This is a genomic window from Vitreimonas sp., from assembly GCF_035627415.1.
Classification (GTDB): domain Bacteria; phylum Pseudomonadota; class Alphaproteobacteria; order Caulobacterales; family Aquidulcibacteraceae; genus Vitreimonas.
On sequence record NZ_DASPLU010000031.1, the window covers coordinates 85,255 to 108,665 of the forward strand.

At 66.2% G+C, this 23,411-nt stretch carries 27 protein-coding genes; 17 read left to right on the plus strand and 10 right to left on the minus strand.

All coding sequences use genetic code 11. The features are described 5' to 3' along the window. The first annotated feature begins 39 nt into the window (after positions 1-39). From VEA80_RS16460 to VEA80_RS20580, 5 genes are all read left to right on the plus strand, one after another. Positions 40-657: a histidine phosphatase family protein gene (locus VEA80_RS16460; protein WP_325061862.1), complete on the plus strand. Its 618-nt coding sequence runs from the start codon at positions 40-42 to the stop codon at positions 655-657. 95 nt (positions 658-752) lie between these two features. Next, positions 753-998 (plus strand): exodeoxyribonuclease VII small subunit, encoded by a 246-nt coding sequence (locus tag VEA80_RS16465; RefSeq protein WP_325061863.1) that lies wholly within the window; start codon positions 753-755, stop codon positions 996-998. A gap of 16 nt (positions 999-1,014) precedes the next feature. Further along, on the plus strand, positions 1,015-1,383 hold the full coding sequence (locus tag VEA80_RS16470) for a tRNA-binding protein (protein WP_325061864.1): 369 nt from the start codon (positions 1,015-1,017) through the stop codon (positions 1,381-1,383). Between the two features lie 12 nt (positions 1,384-1,395). Further along, a complete protein-coding gene (locus VEA80_RS16475; RefSeq protein WP_325061865.1) occupies positions 1,396-1,617 on the plus strand; it encodes a hypothetical protein in 222 nt (73 codons plus the stop codon). Then, positions 1,614-1,883, plus strand: a complete 270-nt coding sequence (locus tag VEA80_RS20580) for a type II toxin-antitoxin system RelE/ParE family toxin (protein WP_414731520.1) — start codon at positions 1,614-1,616, stop codon at positions 1,881-1,883. The genes VEA80_RS16475 and VEA80_RS20580 overlap by 4 nt, the downstream gene beginning before the upstream one ends. A gap of 84 nt (positions 1,884-1,967) precedes the next feature. On the opposite strand, the gene VEA80_RS16480 is transcribed toward VEA80_RS20580, so the two are convergent. Then, positions 1,968-3,128 carry a hypothetical protein gene (locus VEA80_RS16480; RefSeq protein ID WP_325061866.1) on the minus strand — a complete coding sequence of 387 codons (1,161 nt, stop codon included), beginning with the start codon at positions 3,126-3,128 and terminating at the stop codon, positions 1,968-1,970. A gap of 210 nt (positions 3,129-3,338) precedes the next feature. Here VEA80_RS16480 and VEA80_RS16485 point away from each other — a divergent pair, with 210 nt between their 5' ends. Together VEA80_RS16485 and VEA80_RS16490 are read left to right on the plus strand one after the other, a co-directional pair. Continuing rightward, the gene (locus VEA80_RS16485; RefSeq protein ID WP_325061867.1) at positions 3,339-4,226 is read left to right on the plus strand and encodes a farnesyl diphosphate synthase; all 888 of its coding nucleotides are present in this window, start codon (positions 3,339-3,341) and stop codon (positions 4,224-4,226) included. A 39-nt stretch (positions 4,227-4,265) separates the two neighbouring features. Beyond that, complete coding sequence (locus VEA80_RS16490; protein ID WP_325061868.1) at positions 4,266-4,583, plus strand: polyhydroxyalkanoic acid system family protein; 318 nt, start codon at positions 4,266-4,268, stop codon at positions 4,581-4,583. A gap of 101 nt (positions 4,584-4,684) precedes the next feature. On the opposite strand, the gene VEA80_RS16495 is transcribed toward VEA80_RS16490, so the two are convergent. Both VEA80_RS16495 and VEA80_RS16500 read right to left on the minus strand, forming a co-directional pair. Next, positions 4,685-6,805 (minus strand): prolyl oligopeptidase family serine peptidase, encoded by a 2,121-nt coding sequence (locus VEA80_RS16495; protein ID WP_325061869.1) that lies wholly within the window; start codon positions 6,803-6,805, stop codon positions 4,685-4,687. Positions 6,806-6,889: 84 nt separating this feature from the next. Beyond that, positions 6,890-8,203, minus strand: coding sequence for an NAD(P)/FAD-dependent oxidoreductase (locus VEA80_RS16500; RefSeq protein ID WP_325061870.1), 1,314 nt, complete (start codon positions 8,201-8,203; stop codon positions 6,890-6,892). A 228-nt stretch (positions 8,204-8,431) separates the two neighbouring features. Here VEA80_RS16500 and dxs point away from each other — a divergent pair, with 228 nt between their 5' ends. The 3 genes from dxs to VEA80_RS16515 all read left to right on the plus strand — a co-directional run bounded on the left by dxs (position 8,432) and on the right by VEA80_RS16515 (position 11,206). Next, positions 8,432-10,336, plus strand: coding sequence for a 1-deoxy-D-xylulose-5-phosphate synthase (gene dxs, locus VEA80_RS16505; RefSeq protein ID WP_325061871.1), 1,905 nt, complete (start codon positions 8,432-8,434; stop codon positions 10,334-10,336). Positions 10,337-10,545: 209 nt separating this feature from the next. After that, positions 10,546-10,902, plus strand: a complete 357-nt coding sequence (locus tag VEA80_RS16510) for a type II toxin-antitoxin system RelE/ParE family toxin (protein ID WP_325061872.1) — start codon at positions 10,546-10,548, stop codon at positions 10,900-10,902. A 10-nt stretch (positions 10,903-10,912) separates the two neighbouring features. Continuing rightward, complete coding sequence (locus tag VEA80_RS16515) at positions 10,913-11,206, plus strand: helix-turn-helix domain-containing protein (RefSeq protein WP_325061873.1); 294 nt, start codon at positions 10,913-10,915, stop codon at positions 11,204-11,206. A 955-nt stretch (positions 11,207-12,161) separates the two neighbouring features. Here VEA80_RS16515 and VEA80_RS16520 read toward each other — a convergent pair. The 4 genes from VEA80_RS16520 to flgB all read right to left on the minus strand — a co-directional run bounded on the left by VEA80_RS16520 (position 12,162) and on the right by flgB (position 13,958). Continuing rightward, entirely contained in the window at positions 12,162-12,602 is a 441-nt protein-coding gene (locus tag VEA80_RS16520) for a hypothetical protein (protein ID WP_325061874.1), read from the minus strand. 221 nt (positions 12,603-12,823) lie between these two features. Then, positions 12,824-13,129, minus strand: a complete 306-nt coding sequence (gene fliE, locus VEA80_RS16525; protein ID WP_325061875.1) for a flagellar hook-basal body complex protein FliE — start codon at positions 13,127-13,129, stop codon at positions 12,824-12,826. A gap of 4 nt (positions 13,130-13,133) precedes the next feature. Then, positions 13,134-13,544, minus strand: coding sequence for a flagellar basal body rod protein FlgC (flgC, locus tag VEA80_RS16530; protein ID WP_325061876.1), 411 nt, complete (start codon positions 13,542-13,544; stop codon positions 13,134-13,136). A 3-nt stretch (positions 13,545-13,547) separates the two neighbouring features. Further along, positions 13,548-13,958 (minus strand): flagellar basal body rod protein FlgB, encoded by a 411-nt coding sequence (gene flgB, locus VEA80_RS16535; protein ID WP_325061877.1) that lies wholly within the window; start codon positions 13,956-13,958, stop codon positions 13,548-13,550. 138 nt (positions 13,959-14,096) lie between these two features. On the opposite strand from flgB, the gene VEA80_RS16540 reads away from it, so the two are divergent. Both VEA80_RS16540 and fliP read left to right on the plus strand, forming a co-directional pair. Next, positions 14,097-14,372: a flagellar biosynthetic protein FliO gene (locus VEA80_RS16540; protein WP_325061878.1), complete on the plus strand. Its 276-nt coding sequence runs from the start codon at positions 14,097-14,099 to the stop codon at positions 14,370-14,372. Then, complete coding sequence (gene fliP, locus VEA80_RS16545) at positions 14,369-15,172, plus strand: flagellar type III secretion system pore protein FliP (protein WP_325061879.1); 804 nt, start codon at positions 14,369-14,371, stop codon at positions 15,170-15,172. The genes VEA80_RS16540 and fliP overlap by 4 nt, the downstream gene beginning before the upstream one ends. Before the next feature lie 26 nt (positions 15,173-15,198). Here fliP and VEA80_RS16550 read toward each other — a convergent pair whose 3' ends face one another. Then, entirely contained in the window at positions 15,199-15,327 is a 129-nt protein-coding gene (locus VEA80_RS16550) for a hypothetical protein (protein WP_325061880.1), read from the minus strand. A 253-nt stretch (positions 15,328-15,580) separates the two neighbouring features. Between VEA80_RS16550 and fliQ the strand changes: the two genes are divergently transcribed. The 5 genes from fliQ to VEA80_RS16575 all read left to right on the plus strand — a co-directional run bounded on the left by fliQ (position 15,581) and on the right by VEA80_RS16575 (position 22,099). After that, the gene (gene fliQ, locus VEA80_RS16555) at positions 15,581-15,844 is read left to right on the plus strand and encodes a flagellar biosynthesis protein FliQ (RefSeq protein ID WP_325061881.1); all 264 of its coding nucleotides are present in this window, start codon (positions 15,581-15,583) and stop codon (positions 15,842-15,844) included. A 2-nt stretch (positions 15,845-15,846) separates the two neighbouring features. Further along, positions 15,847-16,602: a flagellar biosynthetic protein FliR gene (gene fliR / locus VEA80_RS16560; RefSeq protein ID WP_325061882.1), complete on the plus strand. Its 756-nt coding sequence runs from the start codon at positions 15,847-15,849 to the stop codon at positions 16,600-16,602. 4 nt (positions 16,603-16,606) lie between these two features. Next, on the plus strand, positions 16,607-17,701 hold the full coding sequence (gene flhB, locus VEA80_RS16565) for a flagellar biosynthesis protein FlhB (protein WP_325061883.1): 1,095 nt from the start codon (positions 16,607-16,609) through the stop codon (positions 17,699-17,701). Between the two features lie 94 nt (positions 17,702-17,795). Continuing rightward, complete coding sequence (locus tag VEA80_RS16570; protein WP_325061884.1) at positions 17,796-20,321, plus strand: ATP-binding protein; 2,526 nt, start codon at positions 17,796-17,798, stop codon at positions 20,319-20,321. Positions 20,322-20,401: 80 nt separating this feature from the next. Further along, the gene (locus tag VEA80_RS16575; RefSeq protein ID WP_325061885.1) at positions 20,402-22,099 is read left to right on the plus strand and encodes a hypothetical protein; all 1,698 of its coding nucleotides are present in this window, start codon (positions 20,402-20,404) and stop codon (positions 22,097-22,099) included. A gap of 17 nt (positions 22,100-22,116) precedes the next feature. On the opposite strand, the gene VEA80_RS16580 is transcribed toward VEA80_RS16575, so the two are convergent. Together VEA80_RS16580 and VEA80_RS16585 are read right to left on the minus strand one after the other, a co-directional pair. After that, the gene (locus VEA80_RS16580) at positions 22,117-22,395 is read right to left on the minus strand and encodes a helix-turn-helix domain-containing protein (RefSeq protein ID WP_325061886.1); all 279 of its coding nucleotides are present in this window, start codon (positions 22,393-22,395) and stop codon (positions 22,117-22,119) included. A 669-nt stretch (positions 22,396-23,064) separates the two neighbouring features. Further along, positions 23,065-23,307, minus strand: a complete 243-nt coding sequence (locus VEA80_RS16585; protein WP_325061887.1) for a hypothetical protein — start codon at positions 23,305-23,307, stop codon at positions 23,065-23,067. Between the last annotated feature and the right edge of the window lie 104 nt (positions 23,308-23,411).

Sequence of the window (23,411 nt, forward strand, 5' to 3'; positions counted from 1 at the left end):
ACTCACGGGGAGAGGGCGTCGAAAGCGTGAAGGGTCAGAATGACGACGACCATGGCGCCCGACGAGACGCTGGATCGCCGTTCCGCCACGCGCGTTGGCATGATTGTCATCGCCCGGCACGGCCAGCCCCATGCTGATAGAACAGTGCGAGTTGACCGCAGCGGCTACCGTGAATGGTGGGCAGGCTACGATCTGGCCGGTCTGCACCCGGACGAGAAGCCGCCGGAGAAGCTGCTCGATCTCGCTGCGCGCAGTGACGTGATCTACGCCTCGACGCTGCAGCGCGCGATCCACACCGCGCAAATGGTCGCCGGCGGGCGCGAGATCGTCACCGATCCGGTTTTCGTCGAAGCGCCGCTGCCGCCGCCGCCGATCTGGGGCCGGCATCGTCCCGGCTCATGGGGCGTCTGGGCGCGCGTCGCTTGGTGGCTCGGCATGCACGAAAGGGGCGAAAGCCGCGCCGAGGCCGAGCTCCGCGCCGAAGCCGCGGTGGCGACCCTTACCGCACAGGCCCTCCGCGGCCAGAACGTGCTCCTCTGCGCCCACGGCTGGTTCAACCGCATGATGCGCCCGATCCTGAAGGCGCAAGGCTGGCGCGAGATCGAGGACGGCGGCGACGAGTACTGGAGCTATCGCCGCTACGAGAAAGTGAAATGACGGCGGTCGGCAGTCGGCAGTAGGCAGTCGGAGCGCTGTTCCCGATTGCCGACTGCCGATTGCCGACCGCCGTTCCAGCCCATACCTTCCCCTCCATGAGCACCGAAACCCGCGATCCCTCCCAGCTCTCCTTCGAGGAGTCCTTGGCGGAACTGGAGAAAATCGTCTCGCACCTGGAGCGAGGCGACGTCCCGCTGGCGGATTCGATTCGCATCTACAAGCGCGGCGCGGCCTTGAAGGCGCGTTGCGAGAGCCAACTGAAGGATGCGCAGCTCGAAGTCGATCAAATCGTGATGGGCCCGGACGGCCCGCGCACAGAGCCCGCGAAGCTCGGGCAATAGGGGAAGAGAAACGCCAATGGCCGACGATCCGCAAAACAATGCGCGCCTGCCGATCATCACCTTCGAGGATTTCCTCAAGGTCGACATCCGCCTGGGCACCATCATCGACGTGAAGGTGTTCGAGGAGGCGAAGAAAGCCGCCTACCAGCTCTGGATCGATTTCGGCGAGCCGCTCGGCGTCAAGAAGTCGAGCGCGCAGGTGACGCAAAATTACGACATCGGCGAGCTGCTTGGCCGCCGCGTCGCCGCCGTCGTGAACTTCGAACCGAAGCAGATCGGCAAGTTCATGTCGGAAGTGCTCTGCCTCGGCTTCCCCGACCGCAACGGCAATGTCGTACTGCTGAACATCGACCGCCCGGCGCTGGAAGGCGGGCGGCTCTATTAATGTACTGATTGCATGACGAAGCTCGATCTTGTCTTCGCGCGTATCCGCAAGCTGCCGGCTGAAGAGCAACAGGCGTTGGCGGCCGAAATCGAGCTGCGGCTCGACAACTTGGTCTCTGGCAGCGCCTTCACTGACGAGGAATGGGCTGAGATCGAGGCCACGATGGATGAGAGCGGCGAAACTCGTTCGCATGCGGACGTGGTTGCCGAGATGCGTGCCAAGTATCCTGGATGAGAGTCGAATGGTCTGCGCAGGCTCGCGCGGAGCTGGACGCAACAATCGGCTACATTGCCCTGCAGAGTCCCGCCGGAGCAGCGCGGGTTCGTAAGCAGATATTGCGTTCCGTCGGCTTGCTCGCCTATTGGGCGGACATTGGCAGGAAAGGGCGTCGCGGATTGCGTGAACTGGTCATCCCGCACACGCCCTACATCGTCATTTATCGGCGCTCACCGAAAAACGTGACGATCTTGCGCGTGCGACATGGTGCACAACGAGGCTGATCTCACTTTGATGGAAGCGCCCACCGATCCGCTGGGTCGCCAACACAAAGCGCAGCACTTCCTGGGTGCGGCGCTTTCCTTTCATTATGGCGTCGGCGTCGCTGACGGCGGCTCTTCCGGCGGCGGCTCTTCGGCCGGCGGCGGCGAGATCGTCGTCGGTCCCGTCGCCGGCGGCGTGGTCGGCGTGGTCGCCGGCGGCGTCACAGTCGTCGCCGGCGGCGCGTTCGGATCGACCGGCAGCGGCTGACCATCAGGGCCGAGCGGCAGCGGCTGGCCGTCCGGTCCGAGCGGCGGCGGCGCGGTGTTCTGCTGCAGGCGCAGCTGCTGGATCTGGCCTTGCGCGTAGACGGCTTCGTCGCTGTTCGGGAAATCGCGCAGGAACGCTTCCCAGGCTTCGATCGTATTGGCGGCGCGGGCATCGCTCAGCGCCGCCTCTTCGAGCTGCGCCAGCGCCGCTTCCGCGCGTTCGCGATCGGCGGTCGAAGGATCGCCGGCGAGAAATTCGCGCAGCGCCGAAACGCTGGTCGCGTCGACCGATTCGTACGCGCTGCCGGCATTGTTCTGCGTCATGAACCAATAGCCGCCGCCGCCCGCGAGCAGCAGCACCACCACGGCGATGATGGCGATCAGCATGCCGCCGCCGCCCTTCTTCTCCGCGGCGGGCTCCGGCGCGCGCTCGGCGCGCGGTGCGGGCGCGGGGCGCGGCGCTGTTGGCTGCGGGCGAGGCGCCGCCTGTTGGCGCGGTTGCGCCGGCGCTTGGCGCGGGCCAGTTGCTTTGGCCGCCGGCGCTGCAGGCGCGCCTTGCGCCGCTGGTGCGACAACGCCGGGCTGGAAGAAGCCAGACGGCGGCTTCGGCGTCGGCGGCGGCAGCGGCGCGACGCCGGCCTTCTGCGTCACTTGCGCAGCCAGTTCGCGCCAAGCCGGAAAATCGTCTTCGCCGCGCCAGCCGGTCAGATTCACCGCCGGCTCGTTGCGGAACGGCTCGGGCGCCGGCGCGCTCTGCATGGTGGCGTGGATGAGCTTGGTCTTGCCCTTGGCGAAGCTCGCGTGTTCGGCCAACTCGGGCTGCGCCGTCGAGCGGGGCGACCAGAGGGCGATTGCCAGCGTGGCGCTGCTCAGCGCGCTGCGAAGCTCGTCGCCCGTCTTTTCCAGCACGACCTCGAGTTTCGCCTGGCGGACCTTCTCAGCCAGCGCGCGCGCGGGCAGCGTGTCGTCCGCGGCGTGAATGATCACCACCGTTGGCATCAAAAATTCCTCACTCAATCAACCCCCAAGGCCCGTCTGGCGCCGCCGCCCGCAATACGGCGTGCGCCAGGGCCTCAGCCCTTCGGGGCGCATGATGCCCCGGATGCCCCCGTGTTGGAAAGTCCGCGCCCCAGCGCCAAGGCATTCCCCGGCCGCGCGCATGGCGCCCGGCGCTTGCGCCAGCGGCGGGCTCTGCTAACCGGGGCGCCCATGTCCAAGCTCGACGCCCGCCTCAAAGAAACCGCCGACCGCATCAATGCGGCGCTCGAGGCGCTCCTGCCGAAACCGCAGGGGCCCGAGGCGCGGCTGATCGAGGCCATGCGCTACGCCGCGCTCGACGGCGGCAAGCGCCTGCGCCCGTTCTTCACTTTGGAGGCTGGCCGGATCTTCGACGCCGACGAAACCTGTCTCATGCGCGCGGCGATGGCGATCGAGTGCGTACACACGTACTCACTCGTCCACGACGATCTGCCGTGTATGGACGACGACGATCTGCGCCGCGGCCGCCCGACCTTGCATCGCGCCTTCGACGAAGCCACCGCGCTGCTCGCCGGCGACGCGCTGCTGACCTTCGCGTTCGAAGTGATGGCGGAGCCGGCGACGCACCAAGATCCGCAAATGCGCTGCAAGCTGATCGTTGGCCTCGCCAGGGCGTCCGGCGCGCTTGGCATGGTGGCGGGGCAGGCGGCTGACATGGCCGGCGGCGACATCGGCAGCGATCTCATCGCCGTCACGCGCATGAATCGTTTGAAGACTGGCGCGCTCATCAATTTTGCCGTCGATGCAGGCGCGCTGATCGGCTGCGCGTCGGAAGCGGAGAAGACGGCGCTCTCACGCTATGCGCACGACATCGGCCTGGCGTTCCAGATGGTCGACGATCTCTTGGACGCCGAAGGCGTCGTGCGCGACACCGGCAAGGCCGTCGGCAAGGACAAGGCGCGCGGCAAGGTGAACTTCGTCACCGTCCTGGGCGCCGACGCCACGCGTGATCGCATCCGCATGCTCGCCGAGCAGGCCCGCCGCCATCTCTCCATCTTCGGTCCGCGCGCGCAGGTGCTGCTGGACGCGATCGATTTCGTCGTCACCCGCCGGCACTAGTGCAGTGAAACCTCGGAACCGCTCGCACGTTGCGTTTCCATGGGAAGACCTGTCACCGTCACCATCCCGCACCAGCTCGGGCGCGAAGAGGCGCGCAAGCGCGTCGATGCGAGCCTGGATCAGTTCAAGGCCCAACTTGGCAGTGCGGGGCTCGGAAACATCCAGCACGCCTGGTCACAGGATCAGCTCGGCTTCCGCGCCAAGGCCCTCGGCCAAAACGTCACCGGCCGCATCGATGTGCGCGATCGCGATCTGCAGATCGAGGTCGAACTGCCCGGCCTGCTCGCCGGCTTCGCGGAAAAGGTGGCCGGCAAGCTCCGGCAGCAGGGAACGCTGCTGATCGAGAAGAAGAAGTGACGGCACTCGGCAGGTCGGCACTCGGCAGTCGGCAATTGCCGATGCCCTCCGACTTCCGACTTCCGACTTCTGACTTCTGACTTCTGACTGCCGACTGCCGCTCAATCCATCAAACGCTGCGCCAGATACGTATATTCCAGCGTCCGCCGACGCGCTGCTTCGCGCAGGTTGGCGTTGGCTTGGTGGCCGCCGTCGGTGTTCTCGTAATAGAGATAGGGAATGCCGAGTTCGGTCAGCCGCGCGCCGTATTTGCGCGCGTGGCCAGGATGGACGCGGTCGTCCTTGGTCGACGTGTAGATGAACACGGTCGGGAAATTCTCGCGCGCGGCGAGGTTCTGGTACGGCGTGATCGTCTCCAGAAACGCGCGCTGCTCCGGCACTGAAGGCGAGCCGTACTCGCCCACCCACGACGCGCCCGCCAGCAACTGATCGTAGCGCAGCATGTCGAGCAGCGGCGAGCCGATCACCGCGGCGTTCACCATCTCCGGATGCTGGTTCAGCATCACGCCCATCAGCAAGCCGCCATTGGAGCGCCCGGAGATGCCCAAGCGCCGCGGCGAGGTAATGCGCCGCTCCACCAGATCGCGCTCGACGGCGTAGAAGTCGTCATAGATGCGCTGACGATTGGTGAGCAGCCCGGCGTCGTGCCAAGCCGGCCCGAACTCGCCGCCGCCGCGGATGTTGGCCAGCACGTACGTGCCGCCCTGATCGAGCCAGAGCCGGCCGACATAGGCGCTGTAGCTCGGCGTCTGCGACAGCTGGAAGCCGCCATAGGCGTAGAGCAAAGTCGGGTTGTCGCCGTCGAGCGCCATGTCGCGCCGGCGCACCACGAAATAGGGCACGCGCGTGCCGTCGGCGCTCACCGCTTCGAACTGCTCGGTCACGTAAGGCGACGCGTCGAACTGCGCCGGGAGCGCGCGCACGGTGCGCGCCCGCGCGCCGTCGAGCGCATAGAGCGTCGGCGGCGTCAGGAAGTCCTCGAACACCGCGAACGCGCGTGCGTCGCTGGTGGAGGCGCCGGCGATGTTGACGACGCCGGTCGGCGGCAGCGCGATCTGCTCGCCGCGCCAGCTGCCGTTCGCGAACGTGAAGCGCTGCAGCCGGCCGCGCACATTGTCGAAGCCCGCCACCAGCACCGCATCGGCCGTCGCCGCCACATTCTCGATCGACTGCCGCTCGCTCGGCGTGAAGATCACTTCGACCGCCGGCGTCGCGCTCGTCGCCGTTTCCAGCGGCAGCGCCAGCAACGAGCCGGTCGGATAGGTGCGCCCGCCGATCGTCCACGCCTCCTCTAGCGTCACGATCAGCCGGTCGTGCATGAACGCCTGGATCGTCGATTTCAGCGGCAGCGTGAGGCGCGCCGGCGCGCCGTCTTCGCCGATCAGCCAGTACGCCGCCTCGAAGAAGCTTTCGCCTTCGACGGCGATCTCGATGTGCTCGCCGTCGCGGTCTTCCAGCGTCTGCACCGCCATCCAGACATCGCTCGGCTGGCCCCGCAGCACTTCGCTCGCGCTTGCCAGCGGCGTGCCGCGCCGCCACAGCTTCAGCACGAACGGATAGCCCGACTCCGTCATCGTGCCGTCGCCCCAATCGGTGGCGACCAGCAGCGTGTCGCGGTCAACCCAGCCCATGCGCGACTTCGCCTCCGGCACGACGAATCCGCCCTCGACGAACGCGCGCCGCTCGACGTCGAACTCACGCAGCGTCGAGGCGTCGAGCCCGCCGTTCGAGAGCGCGATCATGCAGCGCACGCCTGACGGATCGCAGTTGGCGCCCTGATAGACCCAGTTCGCGTTCTCCGCCGCCGCCAGCGCGTCGATATCGAGCAGCGTCTCCCAGCGCGGCCGGTTCGCGGCATAGCCGTCGAGCCGCGCGCGCCGCCAGATGCCGCGCACATGGCTCTCGTCCTGCCAGAAATTGTAGACATAGCCGCCGCGCACCTGCCCGAGCGGCAGCCGGTCGCGGCTCTGCGCCACGTCCAGCGCCGCTTCCAGCAAACGCGGATAGCGCGGATCGTTCTCCAGCACCGGCAGCGAGCGATTGTTCTGCTCATGCACCCACGCCAGCGCCCGCTCGCCCTCGACCTCTTCGAGCCAGAGATAGGGGTCCGCCGCCGCCGTCTCGGTTTGCTGCGTCGGCGAAGGCGCAGGCGCCGTTTGTGCGGCGCAGCCGCCCATGAGCAGGGCCGTGATCAATGCGGCGCCAAGCGTATTCTGGTGCAAGAGGTGATCTCCCAAAGCCTGTTGGCGTCTGTCTAGCCGCGAACGCGCGCGGCGGCCAAGCGCCGATGCGACAAGCGGCAGGAGCTACCGCCCGGCGGCGCGCGTGATCAGCCTGACGCCGCGCTGTGCGGTCACATAATCCCACGCCCAGTTGAAAGCGACCGCCAAACGGTTGCGCGCGCCGATCAAGAGATAGACGTGCGCGAGGCTCCAGAACGCCCAGCCGACGAAGCCCTTCAGCGTCACGCCGCCTATGCGCACCACCGCCGCGTTGCGCCCGATCGTGGCGAGATCGCCCTGGTGGCGATAAACGAAGCGCTCCGGCGCGCGCTCGCCGCGCAGCTCGGCGGCGATGCGTTTGGCGACGTAAGCGCCCATCTGCTTCGCCGCCGGCGCAAGCCCCGGCACGGGCGAGCCGTCGGCGTTCTTCACCGCCGCCGTATCGCCGATCACGTAGACGCGATCATCGCCCGGAAGCGTCAGCTCCGGCGTCACCGCGACGCGCCCGGCGCGGTCCTTCTCCGCGCCCAGCCAAGCGGCGGCCGGCGAGGCCGCCACCCCGGCGGCCCAGACGATCGCCCCCGCGTCGATGCGCCCGGCCGAAGTATCCAGCCCGCCGCGGTCGACGCCTTCGACCTTCGTGTCGAGCGCGACCTCGACGCCCTTCTTCTCCAGCATGCGCTTGGCGTAAGCCGAGAGCTTTTCCGGATAGGCGCCGAGCAGGCGCGGCGCAGCCTCCAGCAGCAGCACGCGCGCCGTACGCGGATCGATGCGGCGAAAGTCCTTCGCCAAAGTCAGCCGCGCCATCTCCGCGATCGCGCCGGCAAGCTCGACCCCCGTCGGCCCGCCGCCGATCACCGCGAACGTCAGCAGCCGCATGCGCTCGGCTTCGTCCTCGGTGAGCTCGGCCTTCTCGAACGCCATCAGCAAGCGGCGGCGCACGTCGGTGGCGTCGTCGATGCGCTTCAGTCCCGGCGCGATCGGCGCCCATTCGTCGTGGCCGAAATAAGCGTGCCCCGCGCCCGTCGCGAGCACGAGATAATCGTACGGGATCCGCCGCTCGCCGGCGATAACGACGCGCGCCCGGCGATCAACGCCGCTCACATCCGCCATCAGCACGGCCGTGTTCTTCTGGTCGCGCAGGATCGCCCGCACCGGCCACGCCACATCCTTCGGCGACAGCGCCGCCGTCGCCACTTGGTACAACAAAGGCTGAAAGCAGTGATGGTTCTCGCGGTCGACCAGCAGCACTTCGCACATCGTGCGCGCGAGCGCCTTGGCGCAAGTGAGGCCGCCAAAGCCGGCGCCGATGATCACCACGCGCGGGGCCCGCGCGGCCGGCGCTTCAAGCGGCGCGCTTTCCACCTCGGCGCGGACGAGGGCCTCCGTCTCAGCCATGACTCACCTCGCGAGCGGCGCCCATGAAGGCCGGTCAACCGGTCCCGGGCGCCAGCGTTCCAGCATGATACATTCGATATCGGCATGGCTGGCGCCGGATGCCGCGCCCTGCGCCCACGCGCCGCACGGAAACTGCGCGATAAATGCGCGCCGCGCCGCCATGTTGGCGTCGCTTTAGGGGCGGAAGCTGGCTAGGTTCGCCCCATCGTCCACGATCGCAAAGACCCCATGGCGCCCCAGACCCCGCTGCTCGACCAGGTGAAGCTGCCCGCCGACCTCCGCAAGCTGGAGCAAGGCCAGCTCCGCCAGCTGGCCGACGAGCTGCGCGCCGAAACCATCAGCGCCGTCTCCACTACTGGCGGCCATCTCGGCGCCGGTCTCGGCGTCGTCGAACTCACCGTCGCGCTGCACTACGTCTTCGACACGCCGCGCGACATCGTCATCTGGGACGTCGGCCATCAGGCCTATCCGCACAAGATCCTCACAGGCCGCCGCGACCGCATCCGCACGCTGCGTCAAGGGCAGGGCCTCTCCGGCTTCACCAAGCGCAGCGAGAGCGAATACGATCCGTTCGGCGCCGCCCACGCCGCCACCTCGATCAGCGCCGCGCTCGGCTTTGCTGTGGCGCGCGACAAACGCGGCGACGACAGCCACGTCATCGCCGTCATCGGCGACGGCTCGATGAGCGCCGGCATGGCCTACGAGGCCATGAACAACGCCGCCGAGACCACCAAGCGCCTCATCGTCATCCTCAACGACAACGACATGAGCATCGCGCCCCCGGTCGGCGGCATGAGCTCATACCTGGCGCGCCTCGCCGCCACGAAGGCCTATCGCCGCATCCGCAAGACCGTGAAGTCGATCACCGAGCACCTGCCGGCGCCGATCCACGACGTCACCCGCAAGGCCGAAGAATACGCCCGCACCATGGTCACCGGCGGCACCTTCTTCGAAGAGCTGGGCTTCCACTATCTCGGGCCGTTCGACGGCCACGACCTCGACACCATCGTGCCGATCCTGAAAAACGCGCGCGACATGGACGATCGCCCCGTCCTGATCCACGTCGTCACCAAGAAGGGCAAAGGCTACGCCCCGGCCGAGAACGCCGCCGACAAGTATCACGGCGTTTCGAAGTTCAACGTCGTCACCGGCGAGCAGGCCAAGGGCGCGAGCGCGCCGAGCTACACCAAAGTGTTCGCCCAAGCGCTCGTCCGCCAAGCCGAGAAGGACGAGAAGATCGTCGCCATCACCGCCGCCATGCCGAGCGGCACCGGTCTCGATCTCTTCGGCGCCAAATTCCCCGACCGCACCTACGATGTCGGCATCGCCGAACAGCACGCGGTCACGTTCGCGGCCGGCCTTGCCGCCGACGGCATGAAGCCGTTCGCCACCATCTATTCCACCTTCCTGCAGCGCGGCTACGACCAGGTCGTCCACGACGTCGCCATCCAGAAGCTGCCCGTGCGCTTCGCCATGGACCGCGCCGGCCTCGTCGGCGCCGACGGCGCAACCCACGCCGGCTCGTTCGATGTCGGCTATATGGGCGCGCTGCCCGGCATGGTGCTGATGGCCGCCGCCGACGGCAACGAACTTTCCCGCATGGTCGCCACCGCCGCCGCGATCGACGATACGCCATCCGCCTTCCGCTATCCGCGCGGCGACGCTGACGGCGCGCTTGGCGCAGATTGCGACACGCCGCTCGAAATCGGCAAAGGCCGCATCGTGCGCGAAGGCACGAGTGTGGCGCTGCTCAACTTCGGCGCCCGCCTGGCCGAAGCCCACAAGGCCGCCGACAAACTCGCCGCCATGGGCCTTTCCACCACGCTCGCCGACGCCCGCTTCGCCAAGCCGCTCGACGAAGACCTGATCCGGCGTTTAGCGCGCGAACACGAAGTGCTGCTGACGATCGAAGAAGGCGCCATCGGCGGCTTCGGCGCGTTTGTCTTGCACTTCCTCTCGAAAGACGGACTCTTGGATCGCGGCGTAAAAATCCGCACCCTGACGCTCCCGGATGTGTTCCAGGATCAAGACAAGCCCGAAGCCATGTACGCGCAAGCTGGGCTCGACGCGGACGCGATCGCCAACGCCGCGCTGCTGGCGTTGGGCCGCGGCGTGAACGAACAGCGCGCCTAACTCATCCTCCCCGCAAAGCGGGGAGGTGGCTTGCCGGCGAAGCCGGCGCCGGAGGGGCGCGTCCCCATCCGAACAAGCCTCAACCGGACCGCCGGCTTCCAGCCGGCAGCGCGCGCCAACGGCGCGCTTTCTCGGACCGCCGGAGCCTCGCCGGCATGCTAAGCGCCATACGCCATTGACGTACATACGTCATTGGCGTATATAAGATCATGGATGCGCCGGGTCACACCGTTGCCGAAACGCCGGCGTTCATAGCCGACTGCAAAGACGAGGGCGTTTCCGACGTTGAGCGTGCGGCCATCGTCAACGCCGTCGCGGCTAACCCCAAAGTCGGGGACCTCGTGCAAGGCTCGGGCGGCGTGTTTAAACGCCGCTTCGCCGGGCGCGGCAAAGGCAAGAGCGGCGGTTGGCGCGTGATGATCGCCTATGTCGGTGAGGACAGGCCGGCCTACTTGTTGGCGCTGCTCGGCAAAGGAACGCGTGCAAATTTCGACGCAGACGAGATCAAAGCGATGCGCGAGCTTACGTCCGAATTGAAGAAGGCTAAGCGCGCAGCGAAGGATTGAAGAGGAAGACATGAGCAAGGCAGGTCAAAAGGTTTTGCGTGGCCTTCGGGAAGCTGCCGCGCATGCGCGCGGTGAACCGAGCAAGGTCATCGTGCATGCGCCGGCGAAGGTGAACGTCAAAGCGATCCGCGCCCGCACCGGCCTCAGCCAGGACGCCTTCGCCAAGCGCTACGGCTTCACGCTCGACAGCATCCAGAATTGGGAATCCAACCGCCGCGAACCCACCGGCGCGGCGCGCCTCCTGCTCACCGTCATCGACCGCGAACCCGAAGCCGTCGAACGCGCCCTGCATCAGCGGAAATGAGGGAAGCTGCCGTCCGGCCTGCTGACTGAGGCGGTGAGGCGCTAGCGCGAAACTGGAGGCCGACCTCAAGGCCAGCGTCTCGTGACCACCCCCCAAACCTTACGAAAATTTCGTATCCTACACCCCTTCCACCACCCGTATGATGCTCTCGTTCCACACGGGAGGATTTCGAAGTGCACCGAACCTTTGGAAGGTGGGACAGCGGCCGGCGCGGCTGGCGTCGCTTCGGTGGGGAAGGGAAGAGCGCGGCAGCAATGACGCGATCAGCTCCGAACCATCGTTGAGGAAGTCCATGGACGTGGATTGTCGAGAGGGCCCTTGCAGAGGGTACGACGCTTTCCAGGTTCGTGAGGCGAAGCGAACGACGTCAGCATTGCTCACGGGGCGTGAAACCGTGAGGTCCAGGGCAGTTCGGAAACCCTGACGCGCTGAACCGGCTCGTGGCCATAAGGAGCCAAGGCCCCTGCATGCTTTCCATGCTGGTGCGCCACAAACTCCTGGTCGCCAATCCGGGACAAACGGCCGACGTAGGGCGCGCAAAGCCTGCGCGCGCCGCAAGGGGCGACCCGCGCGGCGATCTAGAGACTAACTCGGCGCAGACTTTGCGCGCCCGCCTCCCATTGGGAGGGCAATAGGCAAGTCGGCAATGGGCAATAGGGCGTTCGCGCGCCGACGCCGACGCGCGCCGTCATACCTATTGCCTATTTGCCCATTGCCCAATTGCCTTGCGCCACAAACATGCAATTCTTGCGACATCCCATCACGGAGGAGACGTCATGGCCAAAGGTCAGATGCGGTCGAACAAAGAGAAGCGCAAACCGAAGAAGAACGCCGACGAGAAGAAAGGCGCGAAGAAGTAGGCGCGCTGCGCGCGGGACTAGGGATTGGGGCTAGGGACTAGGGAAAGACGCCGTGCATGCGCACAACCTAGTCCCTAGTCCCGAGCACCTAGTCCCTAATTCTGCGCCGTCCGCTCCTCGTCCCGCCGCGCATCGTCGCGCAGCGCGACGTAGGTCGCTTCGACTTGGCGGCCGATGCTGGCGACGCCGCCGTCGATCTGGCGGCCGACTTTCTCCGCCGTCAGCTCGTTGTCGGTCCAGAAGTAAACGCCGGCGAGCGCGGCCGCGCCGATCATCATCGCGCCGACGAGCCGTCCGCTCATCACCACGGCATGATCGCTCCCATGATCGGGCGCAGCGTGTCCGCCGCCATGCGCTGCGTGTCCGTGTCCGCCGCCGCCAAGAAACTTCTTCGCCGCGAGCGTGCCGAGCAGCACCGCGCCGAACACGTAGAACAGCGCCTGGGCCTGTTGTGAGTACGCAGATTGAATGATCCCGAAAGCGAGCACTCCGCTCGCGCCCGTCGCAGCAAACAAAGCGATCGGCCAGCCTTGCATGGCCTTCCTCCCTCGCATCGGAGATGAAGCGCGCGGCGGCTCGCCGCACGGGGCCCTAACGCAAAAGGAGAAAAGCCGTTCCGGTTTTTGTGACTGAAGTTCCCGGCGATGCCGGGAACTCGGGACTGGGTTCTAGGGACTGGGACTAGGGAAGCTCGGGTTCACGCCGCGCGAAAACACAAGCGCGGCAAAGCCAGTCCCGAGTCCCGAGCACCTAGCCCCTAAATCGGCATGCGCAGAATTTCCTGATACGCCGAAATCACCTGATCCCGCACGGCGATCACCGTCTGCAGCTGCGTCTCGGCCGCGGCGATCGCGGTCACGACATCGACGATGTCGCCCTGGCCGGCGGCGACCGCGAGCGCTTGGGTCTCGGCGACATTGGCGCTTTGCCCCGCCTGCCGGATCGCGTCCTGCACCAAGCCGCCAAAGTCGACGCTGTCGCCGCCAGTCGCGCCGCCGACATTGGCGGTCGCGTTCGCCGCCTGCTGATAGGCCCGCGCGGCCGAGACTGGATCGATCGCCATCTACTTATCTCCGCAAAAGATCGAGCGCGCGCGTCGTCATCGTCCGCGCCGCTTCGATCATGTTCAAATTGGCTTCGTAGGCGCGCGTCGCTTCGCGCATGTCCATCATCTCGACCAGTGTGTCGACGTTCGGCAGCTGCACGTAGCCGCGTTCGTCCGCCGCCGGATGCGAGGGATTGTACTCCTCCCGGAACGCGCTCATGTCCGAAATCGCCCCGGCGACGCGCACACCTTGCGCGCCATTGGCGAGCGCGGTGCTTTCGAGCAGCGGAATGCGCCGCCGGAACGGATCTTCGTTCGGATTGGCGCCGGCCGAATTGGCGTTGGCGACGTTCTCGGCGGCGATGCGCATCCGCGTCGTCTGCGCGCGCATGCCGGAGGCGGCGGCCGCGATCGTGGCGTTGATGTCGGTCATCTATTATCTCCCCGGCGCGCGCGCGGCCATGCGCACGAGTTCGAGGCCCTTTTGGTAGAGCGCGATGCCGGTCTCGAACGCCATCCGCGTCTCGGCGGCGCGCGCCATCTGCTCTTCGAGCACCACCGCATTGCCGTCGATGGTCGTTTCGCTGTCGTCGCGGGTGACGACGCGGACCTCGCCCGAACCGCCGTTCGGCGCCATGTGCATCGCGTTGGTCCGGCTCATGCCGAGCCCGCGTCCGCCCGCGGCCGAAGCGAGCATGCGCTCGAACCCCGCCGTATCCACATCCCGCGGCCGGTATCCGGGCGTCGAAGCGTTGGCGATGTTCTCGGCGATCAGCTGCTGGCGCTCGCTCAATTGATCGAGCCGCGCGCGCAGGAGGCCGAAGAAGGGGGTGTTAGCTAGGTCCAAAGTGCCGACTCAAGGGCTGCAAACTTTGCCTAGTCGAACAGCTCATGGTTAAGCGCGCCTTAAACTGGCGCCGCAACGTTTACGTCTCGTTTACCAAACCGGTCGAGCCAAGAGACTGCTCCAGAACGGAGGGGTGTCGTGGATTGGATCGATTGGGCGCGCTCGGCGGCGGCGCTGCTCGCAACTTTGGGCTTGATCCTCGCGGTGGCGTGGGGCGCGCGCAAGCTCGGCATGCTGCAGGCGGGGGCGGCCAGCCCGAAGCGGTTGAAGGTCAGCGAATCGCTCATGATCGATCCGCGCCGGCGCCTCGTCGTCGTCCGCTGCGATAATCGTGAGCATCTTATCCTCCTCGGTCCGGGCGGTGATATAGTGGTCAGCGAAATGGCGGTCATCGAGGCGGAGAGCGCCACGTGACCGCCCCCCGCACCGCCCGCCGCCAAACCGGCAAATGGACCGGCATAATCCTCCTCTCGTCCATTTTCGCCGCGCTGTGGACTGGCGTCGCCTTCGCAACAACGGCCGCCAATCCGACGCTCGCGATCAATCTCGGCACCGGCGACGGCCTGACAGCGCGCGTGCTGCAGTTGGCCGCGCTGATCACGGTGCTCTCGCTCGCGCCCTCGATCATCATCATGACGACCAGCTTCGTGCGCATCGTCGTGGTGCTATCGCTGCTCAGGACCGCGATCGGCCTGCAGCAGGCGCCGCCGAACATCGTCATCGTCTCGCTGTCGCTATTCTTGACCGCGTTCGTGATGCAGCCGGTCTGGAACGACGCCTACCAGGCCGGCATCGGTCCGGTGATGAACGAAGAAATGCCACTGGACGAAGCCTTTCCGCGCATCGTCGAGCCACTCAAAATCTTCATGGCCGGCCAGACGCGCGAGGACGATCTGGCGCTCTTCATCGACATGGCCAACTTGGAGCAGCGCCCGGCGAGTGCGGCCGAGACGCCGCTGCGGATTCTCGCGCCGGCGTTCATGGTCTCCGAACTCCGCCGCGCGTTCGAGATCGGCTTCATGCTGTTCATCCCGTTCGTGATCATCGACCTCGTGGTCGCGTCGCTGTTGATGGCGATGGGGATGATGATGATGCCGCCGGTGACGGTGAGCTTGCCGTTCAAACTGATTTTCTTCGTCCTGGTGGACGGCTGGCGATTGGTGGCCGGCAGCCTGATCGAAAGCTTCGCCTCGGGCGCTCCGCCCGGCGGCTAGGCCCGCGATCGGCTCGCGAACCTGATTTAGCGCTCGATCCCCAGATCGGAGATCAAGAGCGCTTTGAAGTCGTCTTCCTTCGGCGCGAACAGGCTCCGGAAGAACGCGGCAATCGCACTCAGCATCTTCAGCCCCACGGCATAGCGACGAGACATCAGTACGTTTCGGACCCGCCCATCGTTCCATGCAGGTCTGAATCCAAGATGAGGCGGAATCGGCGTTTTGGATGCGCGTTGTGGAAACTCAGTCGCACTGTGGCGGCGGCAACACGTTTTCGCGCCGCGGGTGTGGGCGGCGGCGCATTGCCGAGGCGTAAGCAGCGGTCCGCCGCTTCGGAAACGCGGCGTTAACCACGTCAGGCGTCCTTGGGGTCAGCGCCCGGCAGAATTTGCCGGGCGAGGAGGGGCCATGAACGGCGCAGAAGTCCTCGATCTCGGGCGCGAAGCCATCTGGGTCACGGTCCTGGTCTGCGCCGGGCCGATGATCGTGGGCCTCATCGTCGGCCTCGTCGTCTCGCTGCTGCAGACGCTGACCCAGATTCAGGAGCAGACGCTGGTCTTCGTGCCGAAGATCCTGGCCATCTTCTTCGCCGTGCTGCTCTTCCTGCCGATCATGGGCGGCCTCCTGGGCGGCTTCATGAACGACATTTTCGCCCGCATCGCGGCGTTCTAGCGATGGAGCTCACGCTCTACGGCGTCGAGATTTGGGCCACGGCGCTGCTGTTTGCGCGCATTGGCGGCATGATCATGCTGCTGCCGGGCTTTGGCGAGCCGGCCGTGCCGCCGCGCGTGCGTCTGGGTCTCGCGCTCGCCATCGCCATCGCGCTCGGGCCGACCTTGGCCGACCGCGTGCCGGAAGCGGCGACGAACGCGTTCGGCATGGCCGCGCAAGTGACGAGCGAAGCCTTGATCGGGGTCCTGCTGGGCGGCGCGGCGCGCATTCTGGTCTCGGCGCTGGCGACGGCGGGGCAGATTGTCGGCCTCGAAATCGGCATCGCCTTCGCCCAGACCGCCGACCCGACGCAGACGCAGTCGGGCCAGCTCGTCGCCGTGTTTTTGAGCGTGATGGGCGTTGCGCTGATCTTCGTCACCGGCCTGCACCACATGTTCCTGCAAGGCATCGTCGGATCCTACGATGTGATCTCGCTCGGCGCGCCGGCGCCTGTCGGCGACGCGGCCGAACTTGCATTGCAGACAACAGCGTCCTCGTTCCGCGTCGGCTTCCAGATCGCCATGCCCGTCGTTGCGGCGGGGCTGATCTTCCGCGTGGGTCTTGGCGTGCTGTCGCGGCTCATCCCCTCGATCCAAGTGTTCTTCGTCGCGCTGCCGCTGCAGATCATGGGCGGGCTCGTCGTGTTCGCGCTGGGCCTCTCCACCGGCATGCTGATCTGGCTCGACAGCGTGCAGCGCTACGCCATGTGGCTGAGGTAGGCGCATGGCCGAGCAGAACGACGACGACAAAACGGAAGAGCCGACGCAGCGACGGCTCGATCAGGCCCGCGAGAAGGGCGACATCGTCTATTCCGCCGAAGTCGGCGCGGCGCTGTCGCTAATCGCGGCGACCGGCGTCGTCGCGTTCATGGCCGGGCCGATCGTCTCGCAGATGGCGCACGCTTTCATCGGCTTTCTGGCCGCGCCCGAGCAGTTTTCGGTCGAACCTGGCTCGCTTCGCGCGATCTTCGGCAGCGTGCTTTTGAAGCTCCTGGTGATCTTCGGCCTTACCGCGCTCGCGCTTGGCGTCGCCGCAATCGCGGCGCGTTACGTCCAGGACCGGCCGACCTTCACCGGCGAGCGCCTCACGCCCAAGCTGAACAAGCTGAACCCGATGGAAGGGTTCAAGCGCGTGTTCGGCAAGCAGGCCGTCTCGGCGTTCCTGAAGTCGCTGGCGAAGCTGGTGCTGGTCGGCGCCGTGCTCGTGTGGGTGCTGTGGCCGAACGACGCCACCATCGACAATCTCTCTCTGCTCGACGTCGGCGCGCTGTTGCCGTTCATCCAGGACAAGGTCGTCGCCATGATGCTGGCGCTGGCGAGCGCGGCGGCGGTGCTCGCGGCGGTCGACTACGTCTTCACCCGCCAGAGCTACATGAAGCGGCTGCGCATGAGCCGGCGCGAGATCAAGGAAGAGATGCGCCAGAGCGACGGCGATCCGTTGGTGAAGGCCAAGCTCCGCCAGATCCGGATGGAGCGCTCGCGGAAGCGGATGCTGGCGAACGTGCCGAACGCCAGCGTCGTCATCACCAACCCGACCCACTACGCGGTGGCGCTGCGCTACGAGCAGGGCGAGACGCCGGCGCCGATCTGTCTCGCCATGGGCGTCGATGCGGTGGCGCAACGGATTCGCGAAGTTGCGAACGAGAACAACATTCCGATCGTGGAAGATCCCCCGCTGGCGCGTGCCTTGTTCGCGACCGCCGAGATCGACCAGCCGATTCCGAAGGAACATTACGAGGCGGTGGCGAAAGTGATCGGCTTCGTCATGCGGCTTGCCCGCCGGCGCGGGACGCGGCGGCCGCCGCGCGTCAATTTGTGAGTGGAGAGGCCCTATGGCGGATGGCTATGCACCGGCGCCGCACCGTGCTCCGAAGCCCGAATCGGGGTCAATTGGCGTTTCAACAGGCGCGCCGATGACAGACCACGCAGACCAGACCCCGCCGCGCAGCGGCGGGCGGCTCGACCCGCTCCAGATCTTGTTCTGGGGCGCGGTGACGGCCGGCGTCGCCGCCGCCGGCGTTGCGATCACGGCCGGCCCGGCGGTCGGCCGGCCTGGCGCGATCCTGCTGCTGCTGCTCGCCGCCGTCGGGATGGTGCTGTTCTTCTGGATGTCGCGCGGCGCGGGCCGCAAGCTCGGCGCCTTCCCGGAACGCGGCGCGATCGCTGCGGCGGCGATGCTGGGCGGACGCAATGAGTTCGGTCTAATTGAAGCGCTCGACGAAGCGGCGCTGATCACCGATGCCGGTCTCTCGCCGCTGGCGGCGAACGACGCCTATCTGCACATCGCCGAAGCCGCCGGCGTGCTCGGCGAAAGCGACCGGCCGCCGATGATGAGCCGTCTGTTCGGCGCCGACCCGATGCTGTCTGCGCCGATGTTCCGCCTCTCGCGCGCCGCGCAGGCGGGGCAGACGCGGCGCGAAGAGCTGCCGGTGACGACGGCGATCTCCGGCAAGCACGCGCGCTACGAAGCCTGCGTCGGGCCGATGCCGGGCGGCTACGTGCTGTGGCGGCTGCGCGAGCTGGGCGCCGCCGAAGCGGGCGAGCAGGGCGGCGAGGGCAATCAGCTTTTCCTCGACGATGCGCCGGTCGGCTTCTTCGCCGCGCGCGGCGACGGCTCGATCGTCTACATGAACCGCGCGCTGCGGGCGGTGCTGGGCCTCGGCGAAGATCCGGCGCTGCTCCGCGTCAAGGACATCATCAAGGAAGACGCCTCGCGCATCGTGCGCAAGGACCGCCGCGGCTTCGGCCCGACGCGCACGCGCGTCACGCTGAAGGGCCTCGACGGCCAGGAGACGCAAGTCGCCGCGCTCTCGTTCTGGCCGGCGGAAGACGCCGACGGCGTCTCGCGCACGTTCGTGTTCTTCTCCGACGCCGAAGCGCCCGAAGCGCCGGCGCAAACCCAGCCGCAGACGGCTGTTGCGGCCGACGGCGTCTTCGCCCAATCGCCGTTCGGCATCGCCGTGCTCGACGGCGCCGATCCTGCCTCGGCGGCGATGCTCGATTCCAACGCCGCGCTGATGGATATGACGCAGGGCCGGGCGACCCCGTCGACGCCGTTCGCCGATCTGTTCGAAGCCTCCGAAGGCCCGGCGCAACTGGCGCATCGTCTGCGCCAATCGCTCAACGATCCGATCGAGATCACCCTCGCAACCGATCCGCCGATCGCCGCGCACGTGCATTTCGCCCGCACGCCTGATGGGCGCGGCGTCGCTTATGTGCTGAACGTCAGCCAGCAACGCGAGCTGGAGACGCGTCTCGCGCAATCGGAAAAGATGCGCGAGATCGGCGAACTCGCCGCCGGCGTCGCCCACGACTTCAACAACTTGCTGACCGTGGTGATGCAAACCTGCTCGACACTGCTGCGCCGCCACCCGGTCGGCGACGCCGACTATCCGATGCTGCGCGAGATTTCCGACCACGCTGTCTCGGCCAAGGAGCTCTCGGAAATGCTGCGCGCCTATGCGCGCCAGCAGAACTTCGCGCGCGAAGTGTTCGATGTCGGCGACTTCCTCGGCTCCAAGCAGGAGCTGATCCGGCGCATCATGGGCGCCTCGGTGCAGACCGAAATCCGCCACGGCCGCGATTTGCCGTACGTGAAGGTCGACAAGACCCAGCTCGAGCGGGTCATCGTCAATCTCGCCACCAATGCGCGCGATGCGATGACGCCGAAGGGCTCGCCGATGGCGAAGGACGGCAAGCTCACGCTGCGCACCTCGGTGATCGATGCTACCGCCGCGCGGGGCCTCGGCCACAACCCGATCGAGGACGGCGCCTACGTGATGATCGAAGTCGAGGACACCGGCGGCGGCATCAAGCCGGAGCACCAGGCCAAGATCTTCCGCCCGTATCATTCGACGAAGGAAGCCGGCAAAGGCACCGGGCTCGGTCTCGCGACCAGCTACGGCATCATCAAGCAATCGGGCGGCTACATCTTCTTCACCTCGAAGCTGGGCGTCGGCACCACGTTCCGCATCTTCCTGCCCGCCTACGATCCGACGCCGGAAGAACTGGAAGAAATCGCCGCCAAGGAACTCGCGCTGATCGCGCCGCCGCCGAAGGACGTCTCCGGCCGCGGCAAGATTCTGTTCGTCGAGGACCTGGTGCCGGTGCGCCGCGCGACCGTGCGCAACCTGAAGGAATGCGGCTACGAGGTCGAGGAAGCCGGCGACGGCCAGGAAGCGCTCGATATCTTGAGCGCCAAGCCCGGCGCCTTCGACATCATCATCTCCGACGTCTCGATGCCGGTGATGACGGGGCCGGAGATGCTGGAAGAGGCCGATCCGGCGATGATCGGCAAAGCCAAAGTGCTCTTCCTCTCAGGCTACGCGCCGGAGAGCTTCAGCGACGTGCTGGAGCGATATCCCGTGCACTATCTCAGCAAGCCCGTGACGATGGAGCAGCTGGTCGGACGCGTGAAGGAGCTGCTGGCGGCGGCTTAGGGCTTGCGCTAACGGCAACGGCCTGCACAAATTGCCTTCGCTGACCTGTAGTGCGGGGCGAGATGTTTCGAGCGCTCTTGTTGACGATTGCGCTCGCGACGAGCGTGACGAGCGGCGCGAGCGCCCAGCAGCCTATACCTTTCCCTCACTTTGAACGGCCCGTGCAGGTGAGCGGCGGAAGCAGCGCCGACGTCTCCTACGTTGGTTTTCTCGAGCTTCAGCAAGCTGAAGACCTCGGGCGCATCTATGATGAGCTTGAGCGACGTCCGTTTGAGCTTCCGTATTGGGCTCTGTACGCTTTGGCGTCGCGCCGATGGGCGACTGATCGTGAAGCTGCCCTGCGGCTATTTGCGCTCGGGCAGCTGCGCCAAGGTTACGCTGCAATGCGTTGCCGGCGCGACCGGGCGGCTGACCTGTTCAATCCGCTCGAAGGCATCGAGCGCGATCTCTATGGCGAGTTGTTCCGCAACGTCGCTGACGCGAGCTCCCAGGAGCGTGTCGCGGCATTCGAATGGGCGCTCAGTCAGGGCCGGCGCTACGATGACGAGGCCTCCGCCGCTGAAATCTGCGCCTGGGTATTCGGCGAACGAGATTTCAGCGATCGCCAGAGGCTGGAGCGCGAGTATGTCATCCCGCGCGACGAATGGTCAGGGGCTGCTGCGCGGCTGGAGCGAGGTCGGCGGCGACTGATCGAGATCGAAGCGCTTGGCCGCACCGATCCGTTTCCCCACGTCGCTATGACGGCGACATTTGTCGACGCACGCGTGTCGGACAATCCGATGTGGGCTGATAACGAGACGGTCGCGCTTTCGATTGATCGTGAAAGCCGGGACGGGCCGCTTTCTCTTGTTGTCTTGAGTGGTCAGGAAATCTCGCGACGCCCACTTACGCTCGAGCAGGGTATGCTCACCGACCTCGCCTGCGGCGTGAACGGCCGCATCGGCTGGCGTGAGCAGCGCATTGTGCCAGGACGTGTCGAGGCCAATGCGCTTGCTTCACTAACTCTGAGCAGTGGCGAGACTCGCCGACGGAACGTGACCTCGCCCTACGTCCTAAGTGTGACGAAGCCGTACATCTGGACTGACGGGAATGCGGATTGGATCAATCCGTACACATGCGAGATTGTCGACCACACCGCGTTCATGCAAAGGCTCGACACGATCCTTCCGGCTGACCGCTACGACCGCACCATCTTTCCGCTTCGACCCGGGGACGGATACGTCGTTGCTGTTCGCGACGAGACACTTGTTAGCCACAACAGGCTCGCTCTGGTGAGCGCCGATTTGACTTCGTCCGTCGACTTGGGTCTGCAACCGGAGTGGCGGCAACTCGTCTGGTCGGCGCGCGACGCCGCCTACATTATTCCCGTCGAAGTGCGCGGTTCATTTTATGCAGACAATCCGATCTCGATCCCCGTGGTTGATCCCGAGCAACGTTCGCTACGGACAATTGAAATTGCGCGCACCGCGTTAAACGAAGCAGATGTTGAGTATTGGCCTTCGGCGGCGGGACTATTGGGCGTGGTCAAATGGTACGAGACGCCTCGGGGCCACCTTCCTGGCGGGCTATACCTGATCTCGGAGCATGGCCCTCTTCGGCTGTATCAAGCGCGTGAAGCGGGCGCGGCCCTGCGGATGCGCAGCATATCGCCGGATGGTTGCAGTGTGGTGCTGCAAGAGTTCGCGACACGAACCATCATGGAGAGTGCAATCGTGATCGACCTATGCACCGCTTCAAATCGGGCGGCCATCGCGAGCGTGACGGAGCAGCTGCGTTGAACGCGGATCAGACCAGCTCAAGCTTCAGATTCCGCCCCCCAGCACGCGCCGCCCGTCAGCGTCTCCAGGCTCACGGCATGGTTCTCAGGATCGAGCAGCCGAACCAGCTGGCTGCGGCTCGTATTCATGCGCCGCGCCATCTCGGCTTTCGTGACATTCTCTTCCCTCATCGCCCGTTCGACTTGCCAAGCAAGCACGCGTTTGATCGCGACCGCCTGGGTGTCCTCGTAGCCGCCTTGTTCCTTGAAAAAGGAATCGAAGCTCGAGCCAATCCGTATTTTCCTTTTCTTCGTCACGTCTTGATCCTGTCACGAGCGAGGTCGCGGCGCCGCCCCGGGGCCGCCGGCGCCCTCGCCGGCGACACTGGCAGAGTAACATCACTACGCTCAGGATTTGCATCAACTCCGATGCTGGCGAGGGCGGCGGCGATCCGGGGAAATACGAGGATAACCTTCGCCTCTATCCAACACTTTTCCGCGCTAAGCCCCTGCAATCGTTGAGACTCCACAAAATCAATCCGACCGACCTCGAAGTTGAGCTATAATGCGCGCATCGCTCCGCTGGAGAGCAGTTGGTACCCTGTTCGAACCGATGCGCGAGCGTGGTGATTGAGCGTGATCCTCCGAACCCCGGACTTGAGCCGGGGGTAGGGGGAGAAGCCCGCCGAACATGAAATGGCGGGGAGAAGCACCGGGCCTTGCGTCGTCGAACAGCGCAAACCCGCACGCTATCGGCCGAGCCGCCTCCGAGAGTGAAAAATCTCCCGCGACGGCGCCGATGCCCAAACAATCACGGGACGCGGGTGAACCCGCGTAGGCAGCGCCCTCACAAGGCGCACATTATTCGACGCGATTCATCCGCGTCCCGCTCTCCGTTCTCGGATGAGCTAGAACATTTCGATCCGCGAGGATCAACAAGGATGGCGCGCGTCTATGCGAAGGGGCAGGTGAGGATTGCGCCGTGCTTCACGCGGACGTGGCGGCGCTGCGCTCCGCCCGCCGTCCCGCCAAAATCACCAGCTTCTCGCTCGGCGGATACACCACGACGCCGCCGTCGGGCGCGGTAACCAGCACCATGTCCGGGTTCGGCTTCTGGATCAGGCCGGCGGGACGGGAGAGGGCGGCGGTCTTCACGCGGAACGAGGTCACCGCTTCCAGCGTGGCCGGATAGCCGTTGCGCGGCGGCAGTGGCGCTAAGGTCGAAGCCATGGCCCGATCCTCTCCGTTTCCCCTCCGCAATTAAACGACGGCTTGCAGCATTAGGGAATAGGGATTGGGGCATGCAGGCGCCGCGCCACACCATTTAGCTCCAC